Genomic DNA, 14096 nt, shown 5'->3' on the forward strand with positions numbered 1-14096 from the left:
GAACGTCGGTGACCCGGGGTGGGGTTTTCCTCACCCCGCCGCCTCCGGGTCCGTTACGGGTGCGGCTTGTGCGGAAGCGGCACGGGCGGCTTGGATCTGCGGCATGAGTGAGTACCAGCAGGGCCCGTACGGACAGCAGGGCCCGTACGGACAGCAGGGACCGTACGGGCAACAGGGGACATATGGGCAGCAGGGCCCGTACGGCCAGCAGGGGGCGTACGGGCAGCAAGGCGCGTACGGGGGACAGGGGGCCTACGGGTACGGGCAGGCGCCGGGCTATGCGGCGCCGGGACCGCAGGGCTACCCCTACGGAGCGCCGCAGGCGGGCGGGCCGCCCATGGCCATGCTGGGCAGTCAGGGCGCGCGGCTGGGGGCCCGGTTGCTGGATATCGTCTTCCAGCTCGTCGCGATGATCGTGATGTTCGTGGTGGTCGGCCTCCTCCAGGCCGCGCTGCCGCGCGACGCGGCCTGGCTTCCGCCGTTGCTGATAGGCATCCCCGCCCTCATCGCCGTGCTCCTGTACGAGCCGTTCACGAACTGGAAGTACGGCGGCACGTTCGGCAAGCAGATCTGCGGCCTGCGCGTCGCCCAGCTGGAGACCGGGGCGCCGCTGACGTTCGGGCGGTCGCTCGGGCGCTGGGCCATCGTCTTCCCGATGGGTTTCGTCCCGCTGCTGGGGCTGCTCAACGTGCTGTGGTGCTGCTGGGACGAGCCGTACCGGCAGTGTCTGCACGACAAGGTGGCCGGGACCGTGGTGGTCAGGCGCCGTGCGCAGTGAGGCCGGGGCGCGGGTGGCGCTGCGGCGGGTGGTGCTGGCGGGCGAACGGCGCCGGGTCGACCTGGTGCTGCCCGCGCACGAGCCGGTCGGCACGCTGCTGCCCGAGGTACTGCGGGCGATCGGCGACCCGGTGGCGTACGGGCCGTCGCACTGCCGCCTGGTGACGGACGGCGGCGCCGTACTCGCCCAGGGCGAGACGCTCGCGTCCGCGAACGTGACCGACGGGTCCGTACTGCGGCTGCTCCGGAAACAGGGGGCGCCGATGCCGACCGCACCTGAAGGAATGGGTGCGGTGACGGACGACGGCCTCGACCTGCCCGCCTGGCGGTGGGGCGAACGGAGTCGGACGTGGACGGCGGTCGCGGCCGGGACGCTGCTGTCGGCCGTGGCCGGGCTGCTCGCAGCGCGCGCGTACGGGCCGGAGCAGGCCGGGCCCTGGCTCGCCGGTGCCGCGGTGATCATCGTCGGGGCCGGCGCGGCGGCCGGGTCGCTGCTCGGCAGACGCGTACCGGGTACGACGCTGCTCCTGATGGGCGGCGCGCTCGGCGTGCTCGCCTCCTGGGACATGACCTCCGGCGCCGCGCCGCGCCTGGCCGCCGTCGGGCTGACGGTGGCGGCCGTGCTCGCGCTGCTCGGGCTCTGTACGGGCCTGGGGCGGGGCGGACTCGTCGGGGCGGCGGCGGTCGCGGCCACGATGGGCGTGTGGGAAGCGGGCACGGCGCTCGCCGACCCGGCGCGGGCGGCCGTCCTGATCGGCCTGATGTCGGTACTGGCGCTGGGCTCGCTGCCGCGGCTCGCCCTGACGTCGGCCGGGCTGACGCGGCTGGACGACCGGCGCTCCGAAGGTACGCCGGTCAGCAGCCATGGGGTCGCGGCGGCGCTGGGCGCCACGCACCGCGGACTCACCCCGGCCGCCGTCGCGATGGCCGGGTCGGCGGGTGCGGCCGGGGTGGTGGCCGTCGGAGGCGCCTCCGGGGCCGGCGACGGCTGGGCCGCGGCGGGCGCGGTGCTGCTGTGCGTCGTGCTGTTCTCAAGGGCGCGCGCCTATCCGCTGGTACTGGAGGTCGTGGCGCTGCTGACGGCCGGTACGGCGGTGTGCGTACGGCTGGCCCTGCTGTGGGCGGACGGCGGCAGTGCGGCGGGGGCGCTGATCGCGCTGTGCCTGCTGGCGGCGCTGCCGGTCGCGGCGCTCGCCGTACGGCTGCCGGAACACGTACGGGCGCTGCTGCGGCGCCTGACGGACGTGGTCGAGGTGGTGAGTGTGGTGGCACTGATTCCGGTGGGACTTGGGGCGTCCGGGGTTTTCGACCGGTTGCTGTAGCTGTGACCGGGTGCCGTACGCGCTCGGAGCACCCGGTCGACCGAAAGCGGCGACCGGGTCGACCACAATGATCGGCCGCGGCGGTCGAGCACATCGACCGGTCTGACCAGAAGGGGCGGCGGAGGGTTCATGTCGGGAGAGCCGGGTCGGCAGGGAGTGCCGGGGGAGATGGGGATGTCGGGGCAGGAGGGGGATGTGGGGCAGCCAGTGCCGCCGGGGGCGCCTGGGCTGTCGGGGCCGTTGGTGCCACCGGGGCCAACGGTGCCGCCGATGCCTGGGTATGCGCCGGGGGTGATGCCCGGGGCGCTTGGTGCGGCTGATGCGCTCGGTGCGCCTGGACCGTCTGGGACTCCCGGAGCTCCCAGTGTCATGCCCACGGCGGGCGCCGGGCCGCTCCCCACGGGCCCGCTGCCCACCGGTTTCCTGCCCACCGGCCCCTTGCCCGAGGCCGCGCCCCCGCCCGTACCCACGCCGTCCGTACCCACTCCCGTCCCCGCGCCCCCGCCCGTACCCCTGGCGAAGCAGACGTACGTGCCCACTCCCGTACATTCCCCCACCCCCATCTCCGTCCCCCTCCTCCCGCCCGAGCTGGACGGGGTGCAGGCCAAGCCGCGGCACGGGGAATCCGCCGCGCGGCGGGCGGGGCGGGCGCTGCGGCGGGTGTTCGCCTCGTCCACGGCGGCCGAGACCGAGGCGCTGACCCGGGCCGCGCACGCCATCCAGCAGCCGGTGACCACCGGACGGCAGCTCGCCGTCTCCAGCATCCGCGGTGGTGCGGGCAAGTCCACCGTCGCCGCCCTGCTCGCCCTCACCTACGCGCACTACCGCTCCGACCCGGTGCTGGCGGTGGAGGCCGACCCGGCGCTGGGCACGCTGCCGCACCGGCTGGGCGCGCGGGAGGTGCGCTGGTCGGGCACCGATCTGGCGCAGATCGTCGGCCCGGACATGCTGATCACCGACCTGACCGGCTATCTCCTGCCCTTCACGGGCGGCGGCTGGCTGCTGCCCGGCAGCCAGGGCGCGATCGGCACGCGGCTGGATCTCGACACCTACCGCACCGTCATGACCTCCCTGCGCCGCCATTTCGCCACCACGGTCGTGGACTGCGAGACGCTGCCCGCCGAGGTGGCGCGCACCGCGCTGGTCACCACTCAGGCGCGCGTTCTGGTGACCCCGGCGACGGTGGAAGGCGTACTGGCGACCAAGTCCGTACTGGAGTGGATGGGCGGCGTGCACCGCGGGCTGCTGCCGACGTGCGTCGTCGTGCTCAACCACACGTCACCCGACGGGGGCATTGACGTACGGAAAGCCGTCGAGCACCTGGGGGCGGGCGGCGCGGCGGTGCTGCCGCTGCCGTACGACCGGCATCTGGCCGGCGGCGGTGCCGTACGCACGGAGCTGCTGGGCGAGCGGACGCGGGAGGCGGCGGCGCGGCTCGCCGCCGAGGTGATGGACCGCGCGGTGTCGCGCGGCGCGGGCCGGCAGCGCCAGGTCTGACGCCGCCACACGGGGCCCCGGCGACGGGGCCGGGCGGGGCGAAGTCGGGCCATAGCCGTCCGTCCTGTGACGCGACTGCTCACCTGGGGCGGGGCAGGGCCTAGACTCCCGTGCGTACAGATCGTCGAAGTCGTTGAACAAGAGCAGTCAGGGAGCGAGGGCGGACGTGCCGGACGCGACCGTACGCACCAGCATCGCCGCGGACTATTTCCAGGGCTATTCGGTCGTCGGCCTCATCGCCGTGATCGGTGTGCTCTTCGTGGCCGTGGCCTTCGGTGCCGGGCGGCTGCTGCGGCCCGTGGTGCCCACCCCGGAGAAACTGCTCACCTACGAGTGCGGCGTGGACCCGGTGGGCGAGGGCTGGGCACACACCCAGGTCCGCTACTACGTCTACGCCTTCCTGTACGTGATCTTCGCCGTCGACTCGATCTTCCTGTTCCCCTGGGCGACGGTCTTCGCCGCCCCCGGTTTCGGCGGCGTCACGCTGGTGGAGATGTTCATCTTCCTCGGCTTCCTCGCCGTCGGCCTGCTCTACGCATGGAAGAAGGGCGTCCTGGAATGGACGTGACGAACGCCAAGCCGACCGCGCCGGCGGGAGCCGAGCTGCCCGTCGTGTCCGCCGGCGGTGCCGTGGAACGGCGCCGGCTGGGCCCGCTCGCCCGGCTGGCCCCCGAACCCATGAAGGTGGTCCTCAACTGGGGCCGCCGCTACAGCCTGTGGGTCTTCAACTTCGGGCTCGCCTGCTGCGCGATCGAGTTCATCGCCGCGTCGATGGCCCGGCACGACTTCATCCGGCTCGGCGTGATCCCGTTCGCGCCGGGGCCGCGGCAGGCCGACCTCATGATCGTCTCCGGCACGGTGACGGACAAGATGGCGCCCGCGGTCAAGCGGCTGTACGAGCAGATGCCGGAGCCGAAGTACGTCATCTCCTTCGGCGCGTGCTCGAACTGCGGAGGCCCCTACTGGGACTCCTACGCGGTCACCAAGGGCGTCGACCAGATCATCCCCGTCGACGTGTACGTACCGGGCTGCCCGCCCCGGCCCGAGGCGCTGCTCCAGGGCATCCTCAAGCTCCAGGAGAAGATCGCCCGCGAGTCGCTGGGGGAGCGGTACGGCAACGGGGACCAGCCGTCCGCGAACGGTGCTCAGCCGTCCGTGAACGGCGGCAGCGGTGCCGCTCCGGCCGGGCCGTCGGCCGCCGCGCTGCGCAGCGGGCTGGTCGCGCCGCCGGAGCCCGGGGCGCCGGGGGCGCCGTCCGAGGCCGGCGGCAACGGTGACGGGAAGCCGAAGGGAGCGGGAGAGCAGTGAGCGACGAACAGTCCCCGGACCCGCAGGGCGAGGAGCCGGCCGTCGGCTGGCTGCCCGGACCCGCCACCGAGCTGTTCGGCCCCGGCGCGACCGCCGAAGAGTCCTACGACCTGCTCACCGTCGACGTGCCCGCCGAAGCCTGGATCCCGGCGCTGACCGCCGCCCGCGACGACCTCGGGTGCAGCTACTTCGACTGGCTGAGCGCCGTCGACGAGCCCGGTACGGGCTTCCGCGTCTGCGCCCACCTCGCCGACATCGCCCGGCCCAAAACCGTACGGCGCCTGGTGCTGCGCACCACCGTCCCGCACGACGCGGCCGTACTGCCCACCGCCACCGGCGTGTACGCGGGCGCGGGCTGGCACGAGCGCGAGACGCACGAGATGTTCGGCGTCGACTTCACCGGCCACCCCTACCTGGAGCCCCTGCTGCTCCCGGAGAACTTCGAGGGCCACCCGCTGCGCAAGGACTTCGTGCTCGCGGCGCGGGTCGCCAAGGCGTGGCCCGGCGCGAAGGAGCCGGGCGAGTCCGAGCACGGCGGGCCCAAGCGTCGCCAGATGCTGCCGCCCGGCGTGCCCGACCCGAACGAGTGGGGCCCGCTGAAGGGCCAGCTGCCGCCTGCCCCGGCCCGCCCGGCCCGCGGTGCGCGCGCGGCCGGCGGGGCCCGTGCGGCCGGTGGGGCCGCGGGAGAGCGGCCGGTCCGCCGTACGCGTACGGCGGGCGCCGGGTCGGCGAGCCAGCAGCCGAGCGCAGCGGATGCGGCGCAGACACCGGCAGCGGACGCGTCGGCCGCCGCCGAGCCGTCGGCCCCGGCCACCGGGCCGGAGCGTCCTGCACGTCCGGAACGCCCCGCACGACCGGAACGTCCCGCCCGCCGGACGCGCAGCGCCAGCCAGGGGTCGGCCAGTCAGCAGGTGGCCGATACGGCTGATACGGCTGGTACGACCGATGCGGCAGCTGCGGCCGGACAGGAGTCCGGCCGGCCCAGCCAGGGACCGGCCGCTCAGGAAGCCGGTCGGGAAGCCGCTAAGGAACCGGCCGCCCGCAAGGCGCCCGCCACCCCGGCATCCTCCGACGCCCCGTGGCACCACGCCCGCCCCGCCTTCGAGGACGAGCTGAAGCCCGAGCCTGGGACGAAGCCCGAGGCGAAGCCGGAGGATGAGACGGCCCAGGCCCCGACCCCGCCCGAGAAACCCCGGACCGCCGAAGCCAACGACAACGGCGAAACCCCCGGCACCGGCGAACCCCCCGGCCCCGGCACCGGCAGCGCGACAGAAGAAGGCGGGACCAGACCATGAGCGACGCCCTCGACATCGCCCTGCGCCTGATCGCCGTCTTCGTCGCCTTCCTGGTCTTCCCGCTGGTCATCGGCCAGACCGAGCACAAGGTCATGGCCCATATGCAGGGCCGCCTCGGGCCCATGTACGCGGGCGGTTTCCACGGCTGGGCGCAGCTCGTCGCCGACGGTGTGAAGTTCGCGCAGAAGGAGGACGTCGTACCGGCGGGAGCCGACCGGCGCATCTTCCAGCTCGCGCCCGCCGTCGCCCTGCTGCCGTACCTGCTGGTCCTGATCGCCATCCCGATCGGCCCGGACAACGCGGTCGGGCAGTCGCTGGACGCGGGCGTCTTCTTCGTCCTCGCCGTCATGGGCGTCGGCGTGCTGGGCTCGCTGATGGCGGGCTGGGCCTCGGCCAACAAGTTCTCGCTGCTCGGCGGGTTGCGTACGGCCGCCCAGCTGCTGGCGTACGAGCTGCCGATGCTGCTCGCCGCCGCCTCCGTCGCGATGGCCGCCGGCACGCTCTCGCTGCCCGGCATCCTCGACGCCTTCCACTGGTGGTGGGTGCCCTGGCAGATCGTCGGCGGCCTGGTCTTCTTCACGGCGGGGCTGGCGGAGCTGCAGCGGCCGCCGTTCGACATGCCGGTCGCCGACTCCGAGATCATCTTCGGTGCGTACACCGAGTACACCGGGCTGCGCTTCGCGCTGTTCCTGCTCGCCGAGTACGCCGGCATCGTCGTGCTGTGCGCCCTGACCTCCGTGCTCTTCCTCGGCGGCTGGCACGGACCGTTCGGCGCCGACGGCCTCGGCTGGCTGTGGACGCTCCTGAAGACCGCGATCCTCGCCTTCGGCGTGATCTGGCTGCGCGTCAGCTACCCGCGGCTGCGTGAGGACCAGCTGCAGAAGCTGGCCTGGACGGTGCTGATCCCGCTGGCCCTCGCCCAGATCGCCCTCACCGGCGTCGTCAAGGTGGTGATCTCGTAATGGCCCCGGAGACCTCGCAGAAGAAGTCCGGCTGGCCCGGCAGCGGCCTCGCCAAGGGCCTGGCCGTGACGCTGCGGACGATGACGAAGCGTTCGGTCACCGAGCAGTACCCGGAGGTGCAGCCCGAACTGGCGCCCCGCACCCGCGGTGTGATCGGGCTGTTCGAGGAGAACTGCACGGTCTGCATGCTGTGCGCGCGCGAGTGCCCGGACTGGTGCATCTACATCGACTCCCACAAGGAGACGGTGCCGCCCGCCGCGCCCGGCGGCCGCGAACGCAGCCGCAACGTGCTGGACCGCTTCGCCATCGACTTCTCCCTGTGCATGTACTGCGGTATCTGCATCGAGGTGTGTCCCTTCGACGCCCTGTTCTGGTCGCCGGAGTTCGAGTACGCCGAGACCGACATCCACAACCTGACCCATGAGCGGGACAAACTCCGCGAATGGATGTGGACGGTGCCGGAACCGCCCGCCCTCGACCCCGCGGCCGAGGAGCCCAAGGAGATCGGCGCCGCCCGCAAGGCCGCCGACAAACTCGCCGCCCAGGAAGCCGCCGAGCGGCAGGCGGCGCAGGAAGCAGCCCCGGACACCGCCCAGGAACAGGAGGGGGGAGCGTGACGCTCGCCGCCGCAAGCCACGGCTTCCTCTCCCCGACCGGGGCCGAGATCGCCTTCCTCCTCGTCGGCCTCGTCACCCTCGGCGCGGCCGTGGTCACCGTCACCACCCGGCAGCTGGTGCACGCCGCCCTGTGGCTGGTGGTCACCCTCGGCGGCATCGCCGTCGAGTACCTGCTGCTGACCGCCGAGTTCATCGCCTGGGTGCAGGTCCTGATCTACGTCGGGTCCGTCGTCGTCCTCCTCCTCTTCGGACTGATGCTCACCAAGGCGCCCATCGGCCGCTCCCCGGACGCCGACTCGGGCAACCGCTGGGCCGCGCTCACGGTGGCCGTCGCCTCCGCCGCCGCGCTGGTCTGGGTCGTCACGGACGCGTTCCGTACGACCTGGATCGACCTGGACGGCGCGGTCCAGGGCTCCACCGAAGCCTCCGGGCGCAGCCTGTTCCAGTACTGGGTGCTGCCGTTCGAAGCGCTCTCCGTCCTCCTTCTCGCCGCCCTCGTCGGCGCGATCGTGCTCTCCCGCAAGGACGGCGACCGCGGGCAGGCCGACGGCGGCAAGCAGCCCGGTTCCCTCAAACGGCCCGGCTCCCGCAAACAGCCCGGTGATCGCGTACGTCTCAGAGAGGACCAAGGCTGATGCACCTCGCCTATCCCGCCGTCCTCGCCGTCCTCCTGTTCTGCGTCGGCCTGTACGGCGTGCTCGCCCGGCGCAACGCGATCCTGGTCCTGATGTCCGTCGAGCTGATGCTCAACGCCGTCAACCTCAACCTCGTGGCGTTCGACGTCTGGCTGCGCGACAAGCTGCACGCCGGCCAGGCGCTGACCCTCTTCACCATCGCCGTGGCCGCCGCCGAGATCGGCATCGGCCTGGCGATCGTCCTGCTCGTCTACCGCAACCGCGGCAGCTCGGACGTGGACCGCCTCCGCGACCTCGCCGAACGCCCGGACGGCACGGACCCGAACGATGACCTCACCGGCGGCGCGGACGCCGCCGGCCGGCCGCGGCCGGACCAGCAGGCGGAGGCCGCCGCGTGACGACCACGACCACCGCCGTACTCGTACCCCTCCTGCCCTTCCTCGGGGCCCTCGCGGGCCTCTTCCTCGGCCGCCGGGCGCCCGGTTTCGTGCGCCCGCTGGCCATACTGCCGACCGTCGCCGCGGCCGCCCTGGCCGTCGTCGTGGCCGTCGCCCAGGGCGGCGGCGCCGGTGCGGGCAAGGCCCCGGTGGACGCCGCGACCCGGCTCACCCCGACCGGCTCCGTGCCCATCGACCTCGCCCTGCACATCGACGGCTTCGCCGCCCTCGTCGCCGTGCTCGTGGCGGTCGTCGCCTGCTGCGTGCAGATCTACTCGACCGGTTACCTGCGCGACGACCCGCGCTACCCCTCCTACGCCGCCCTGGTCTCCCTCTTCACCGCCGCGATGCTGCTCGTCGTCTACTCCGGCGACCTGATGGTGCTGCTGGTGGGCTGGGAGATCATGGGTATCTGCTCGTACTTCCTGGTCGGCCACTACTGGGAGACCGAAGCCGCCCGCTCCGCCTCCCTCAAGGCGTTCCTCGTCACCAAGCTCGGCGACGTCCCCTTCCTCTTCGGCATCTTCGCGCTCGCCGCCGACGCCGGTACGTTCCGCATCACCGGCATCCTCAAGACCGTGGCCGTCGGCGGACTGGACCACCCCACCCTCATCGCGCTGCTGCTCCTGGCCGGTGTCGCGGGCAAGTCGGCACAGTTCCCGCTGCACACCTGGCTGCCCGACGCGATGGCCGGCCCGACCCCGGTCTCGGCCCTCATCCACGCGGCCACCATGGTCGCCGCCGGCGTCTACTTCGTCGCCCGTCTCCTCCCCGTCTTCGCGGCCTCCGCCGCCGCGATGGTCGTGCTCGCCGTCATGGCCGCGGTGACCATGGTCGGCTCCGGACTCGCCGCCCTGGCGCAGGACGACATCAAACGCGTCCTGGCCTATTCGACGGTCGGCCAGCTCGGCTACATGACCGGCGCGCTGGCCGTCGGCGACCGCGGCGCCGCCGTCTTCCACCTCCTGTCGCACGGTGCGTTCAAGGCCCTGCTCTTCCTCGCCGCCGGTGTGGTCATCCACGCCGCCGGCACCAACTCGCTGGCCGCCATGTCGCGGATGCGCGGCCTGGCCCGGCGCATCCCCGACGCGTACTGGACGATGACGGTCGCGCTGCTCGCCCTGGCCGCCATCCCCCCGTTCGCCGGCTTCTTCTCCAAGGAAGCCGTCCTGGGCGCCGCCGAACACGCCGCCTCCGGCCATGCGACGGCCTCCGGCACGCTCGCCGCCGTCCCCACGGCGGCCGGCTGGACCGTCCTGCTCGCCGGACTCGTCACCGCCTTCCTCACCGCCGCCTACGCGACCCGGCTGTGGCTGCTGGCCTTCCACGGCAAGGGCCCGGAAACCGCCCCCGACCACGGCAAGCAGCCGCTCGTGATGAACACCGTGCTGTGGGTGCTGTTCATCCCCACCCTGACCCTCGGCCTGGCCACCCCCGTCCTGCCCGACTGGTTCGACGGCCACTCGCTGACCCCGACCCTGACCACCTCCGTCCTGGGCACCGGCATCGCCCTCGTCGGCGCCCTGGTCACCTACGGAGCCTGGCGGCACACCACCGCCCTCGCGGCCCGCGTCCCGCTCGGCGCGGTCGCGGTGGCCCCGGACGCCGCCCCCGCGGACTCCGAGGAGAGCGCCATCGCCACCCACGCCGCCGCCTACGGCGACAACGCCGGCGCCCCGGACCCCGCCGACCCCGGCCGGCTCCTGCTGGGCCCGCTGCACCGCCCCGCCGCCGTCGGCTTCCACCTCGACGCCGTCTACACCGCCCTGTTCGTACGGCCGGTGCAGGCCGGCGCCCGGCTCGTGCGCTTCCTCGACCGCGAGGTCGTCGATACGTACGTACACGGCGCGGGCACCGCCTCCCGCTGGCTGGGCGCCGCCGTCCGCCGTACCCAGACCGGCAATGTGCAGACCTATCTGGGCGCGCTGCTCGCGGGCTCGCTCGTCCTGGCCGTCGCCGTCGTCCTCGTCGCTACGGGCACGGGAGCCTGACCGTGAATCACACCGCTATGCAGCTTCTCCTCGCGGCCGTCGTCGTCCTGCCCCTGCTGGGCGCGGTCGCCGCACTGCTCCCGGCCCCGCCCGGCCTCAAGGGCCGCGACCCCGACCAGGCGGTACTGCGCCACGGTGTGACCGTCACCGGCGTGGTGCTGGCCGCGGCCATCGCCCTGGCCGCCGGCTTCGACCACGACCACCCGGCCCGGATGCAGGCCACCACCGACATCAGCTGGATCCAGGCGCTCGGCATCCGCATCCACCTCGGCATCGACGGCATCTCGCTCCCCCTTCTCGTGATGACCGCGCTGCTGACCTTCCTCTGCGCGCTCTACAGCTACTTCCACCTGCCCGCGGGCCCGTCCCCCAAGGCATTCGTGGCCCTGCTCCTGGTCCTGGAGGCCGGCACCCTCGCCACCTTCGCCGTCCTGGACCTCGTGCTGTTCTTCCTCGCCTTCGAGATGGTCCTCATCCCGATGTACTTCCTCATCGCCCGGTGGGGCGGTGCGCAACGGCAGTACGCGGCGTGGAAGTTCATCCTCTACACCCTCCTCGGCTCGGTCGTGATGCTGCTGGGCCTGCTGCTCATCGGCCTGAAGTCCGGCACGTTCGACATGGTGGCACTCGCCACTGACAACGGGCCGAAATCCCAGCTCAGCCACACCGTCCAGCTGCTGGCGGTGCTCGCGATCGGCATCGGACTGGCCGTCAAGGCGCCGATGTGGCCGCTGCACAGCTGGCTGCCCGACGCGCACACCGCCGCTCCCACCGTCGGCTCGGTGCTGCTGGCGGGCGTCATGCTGAAGATGGGCACGTACGGCTTCGTGCGCATCGCGCTGCCCATCGCGCCCGACGGCATGCACACCTTCGCCCCGTACCTCGCCGCGTTCGCCGCCGTCGGCATCGTCTACGGCTCGCTCGCCTGCCTGGCGCTCGCCCGGCGCGGCGCCAAGGGCGACCTCAAGCGCCTGATCGCATACAGCTCGGTCGGCCACATGGGCTTCGTCCTGCTCGGCATCGCGACCATGACACCGACCGGCCTGAACGGCGCGCTGTTCGCCAACATCGCGCACGGCCTGATCACCGGCCTCCTGTTCTTCCTGGTCGGCGCCCTCAAGGACCGGTACGGAACCACCGACCTGGACCGGCTCGCGGGCCGCACCGGCGCCGCCCTGTACGGACGCGCCCCGCGCTTCGGCGGCCTGCTGGCCTTCGGCGCCATCGCTTCCCTCGGCCTGCCCGGACTCGCCGGGTTCTGGGGCGAGATGCTGGCGATGTTCGGCGCGTTCCGGCCCGCAGAGGGGCTCAGCCGCCCCGCGTTCCTCACGTTCATGGCGCTGGCCGGCCTCGGCACGCTGCTCACCGCCGCGTACCTGCTGATCGTCGTACGCCGGGTCTGCATGGGGAACAAGGAGACCGCCGAGAGCGGCGGAACCGAAACCGCCGCGACCGCGGGCCCCGAAGAACCCGGTGCCTTCGCGACGGCCGGCTCCGAAGAGCCCGGCGCCACCCGTACCGCCCCCGTCATCCCCGACCTGGCCCGCTACGAATACGCGGCCTGGTCACCCCTCGCCGCCCTCACCGTCCTCGCCGGCCTGTGGCCCGCGGCCCTCCTCGGCCTCACCGACCCGGCCGTCCAGCAGCTCCTCGGAGGCGGTAAGTGATGAGTTCCGTGACCTCCCTGGTCCAGTCCGTCGACTGGCTCGCCGTCGCACCGCCCACGATCACCGCCGTCGTCGCCCTGGCCGTCCTGGTCGCCGACCTCTTCGTCCCCGAGCACCGCAAGCCGGTCCTCGGCTGGTGCGCGACCGGCGGCCTCGCCCTGGCCGCGCTCTCGCTGATCCCCCTGGTGGCGGGGGACCGCCGCACCTTCTGCCTGACCTCGGACCCCGGCGTCTGCAGCTACGCGGCCGACCACTTCGCCGTCGTCATCCAGTTCCTGGTCCTGGCCGGCGCGCTGCTCACCGCCCTGCTGTCGGTCACCGCCATCGAGGACCACCGGCTGCCCGCGGGCGAGTTCTGGTTCCTGCTGCTGTCCTCGGCGGCGGGCGCCGCCCTGCTGCCCGCCTCCCGGGACCTGGCGACCCTCGTCATCGCCCTCGAAGTGGCCTCGCTGCCCGCCTTCGCCCTCGTAGGGCTCAAGCGCGGGAACCGCCTCTCCTCGGAGGCGGCCCTGAAGTTCTTCCTGTCCTCGGTGGCGGCCACCGCGGTCATGCTCCTGGGCGTCAGCTTCGTCTACGCGGCGACCGGCAGCCTGCACCTGAGCCGCGTCGCCGGCGCCCTCACCCACCTGCCCGACCCCCAGCTGGCCACCCTGGCCTCGGCGGGCGTCGCCCTGACCCTCGTCGGCTTCGCCTTCAAGACCGCCGCCGTGCCGTTCCACTTCTGGGTGCCCGACACCTACGTGGGCGCGCCGCTGCCGGTCGCCGCGTACCTCTCCGTGGTCGGCAAGGCCGTCGGCTTCTCCGGCCTCATCCTGGTCGCGGTCCAGGGCTTCCCCTCGTACGCGAACGTCTGGGGCCCGGCCGTCGCCGTACTGGCCGCCCTGACCATGACCGTCGGCAACGTCGCCGCGCTGCGCCAGGCCCCGGACCGCGCGCACAGCGCCGTACGCCTGCTCGCCTGGTCCTCGGTGGGCCAGGCCGGCTACCTCCTGGTGCCGATCGCCGCCGCCGGGTACGCCGACGACGCCGCGCACGCCATCGGGTCCACCGTCGCGTACGCCTTGATGTACGCGGCCGTGAACCTCGGCGCCTTCGGGGTCGCCGCCCTCGTGGCCCGTACGAGCCCCGCCAACCGCATCAGCGACTACCGCGGCCTCTACGCGCGCCGCCCGCTGGCCGCGCTCGCCCTGGGCTTCTTCCTGCTCTGCCTGGCGGGTCTGCCGCCCGGCATCATCGGCCTGTTCGCCAAGGTCACGGTCTTCTCTGCGGCGGTGGACGCGGGCCTGGCATGGCTGGCCGTCGTCATGGCCGTCAATGTGGTGATCGCGCTCTACTACTACCTCCAGTGGACGGCGGTGCTCTTCCGTACGGCGGAGGAGCCGGCCGAGGGCGAGGCCGGGGCCGGAGCCGGGGCTGTGGCCGTGGCCGGGACGCGGACCGCCCCGCTCACCGCCGCCATCGCCCTGGCCGCCGTACTGGGCATCGTCCTGTCCGGCGCGCCGCAGCTGGTCCTCCGCTTCGCCTCCGGCGCGCTCCTCTGAGCGCGCCGCGCGAGCGCTTTCTCACGGCGGCCTGACCGCCCCGTACC

13 protein-coding genes are annotated in these 14096 nt (G+C 73.2%); all 13 read left to right on the top strand.

Features of this window, described 5'->3' with window-relative positions:
* Nucleotides 1–103 precede the first annotated feature (103 nt).
* The 13 genes from CP984_RS21940 to CP984_RS22000 all read left to right on the top strand — a co-directional run bounded on the left by CP984_RS21940 (nt 104) and on the right by CP984_RS22000 (nt 14049).
* Nucleotides 104–778, top strand: a complete 675-nt coding sequence (locus CP984_RS21940; RefSeq protein ID WP_003983382.1) for an RDD family protein — start codon at nt 104–106, stop codon at nt 776–778.
* Nucleotides 768–2099, top strand: a complete 1332-nt coding sequence (locus tag CP984_RS21945) for an EsaB/YukD family protein (protein ID WP_003983383.1) — start codon at nt 768–770, stop codon at nt 2097–2099. Before CP984_RS21940 ends, CP984_RS21945 begins: the two co-directional genes overlap by 11 nt.
* 369 nt (nt 2100–2468) lie before the next feature.
* Nucleotides 2469–3596 carry a hypothetical protein gene (locus CP984_RS21950; RefSeq protein WP_003983384.1) on the top strand — a complete coding sequence of 376 codons (1128 nt, stop codon included), beginning with the start codon at nt 2469–2471 and terminating at the stop codon, nt 3594–3596.
* 166 nt (nt 3597–3762) lie between these two features.
* On the top strand, nt 3763–4164 hold the full coding sequence (locus CP984_RS21955; protein ID WP_003983386.1) for an NADH-quinone oxidoreductase subunit A: 402 nt from the start codon (nt 3763–3765) through the stop codon (nt 4162–4164).
* Nucleotides 4155–4904, top strand: a complete 750-nt coding sequence (locus CP984_RS21960; protein ID WP_030182526.1) for an NADH-quinone oxidoreductase subunit B — start codon at nt 4155–4157, stop codon at nt 4902–4904. Before CP984_RS21955 ends, CP984_RS21960 begins: the two co-directional genes overlap by 10 nt.
* Nucleotides 4901–6199 carry an NADH-quinone oxidoreductase subunit C gene (locus CP984_RS21965; protein WP_043980013.1) on the top strand — a complete coding sequence of 433 codons (1299 nt, stop codon included), beginning with the start codon at nt 4901–4903 and terminating at the stop codon, nt 6197–6199. Before CP984_RS21960 ends, CP984_RS21965 begins: the two co-directional genes overlap by 4 nt.
* A complete protein-coding gene (locus CP984_RS21970) occupies nt 6196–7161 on the top strand; it encodes a complex I subunit 1/NuoH family protein (protein WP_003986268.1) in 966 nt (321 codons plus the stop codon). The genes CP984_RS21965 and CP984_RS21970 overlap by 4 nt, the downstream gene beginning before the upstream one ends.
* Complete coding sequence (locus CP984_RS21975; RefSeq protein ID WP_003986267.1) at nt 7161–7778, top strand: NuoI/complex I 23 kDa subunit family protein; 618 nt, start codon at nt 7161–7163, stop codon at nt 7776–7778. The genes CP984_RS21970 and CP984_RS21975 overlap by 1 nt, the downstream gene beginning before the upstream one ends.
* On the top strand, nt 7775–8413 hold the full coding sequence (locus tag CP984_RS21980; protein ID WP_003986266.1) for an NADH-quinone oxidoreductase subunit J family protein: 639 nt from the start codon (nt 7775–7777) through the stop codon (nt 8411–8413). Before CP984_RS21975 ends, CP984_RS21980 begins: the two co-directional genes overlap by 4 nt.
* A complete protein-coding gene (gene nuoK / locus CP984_RS21985; protein WP_003986265.1) occupies nt 8413–8811 on the top strand; it encodes an NADH-quinone oxidoreductase subunit NuoK in 399 nt (132 codons plus the stop codon). The genes CP984_RS21980 and nuoK overlap by 1 nt, the downstream gene beginning before the upstream one ends.
* The gene (locus tag CP984_RS21990) at nt 8808–10841 is read left to right on the top strand and encodes an NADH-quinone oxidoreductase subunit 5 family protein (protein WP_003986264.1); all 2034 of its coding nucleotides are present in this window, start codon (nt 8808–8810) and stop codon (nt 10839–10841) included. The genes nuoK and CP984_RS21990 overlap by 4 nt, the downstream gene beginning before the upstream one ends.
* Before the next feature lie 17 nt (nt 10842–10858).
* Nucleotides 10859–12508: a complex I subunit 4 family protein gene (locus tag CP984_RS21995; protein WP_003986263.1), complete on the top strand. Its 1650-nt coding sequence runs from the start codon at nt 10859–10861 to the stop codon at nt 12506–12508.
* Entirely contained in the window at nt 12508–14049 is a 1542-nt protein-coding gene (locus CP984_RS22000) for an NADH-quinone oxidoreductase subunit N (protein WP_003986262.1), read from the top strand. The genes CP984_RS21995 and CP984_RS22000 overlap by 1 nt, the downstream gene beginning before the upstream one ends.
* Nucleotides 14050–14096 lie beyond the last annotated feature (47 nt).

Origin of the sequence: Streptomyces rimosus (assembly GCF_008704655.1) — a bacterium.
GTDB classification, from domain to species: domain Bacteria; phylum Actinomycetota; class Actinomycetes; order Streptomycetales; family Streptomycetaceae; genus Streptomyces; species Streptomyces rimosus.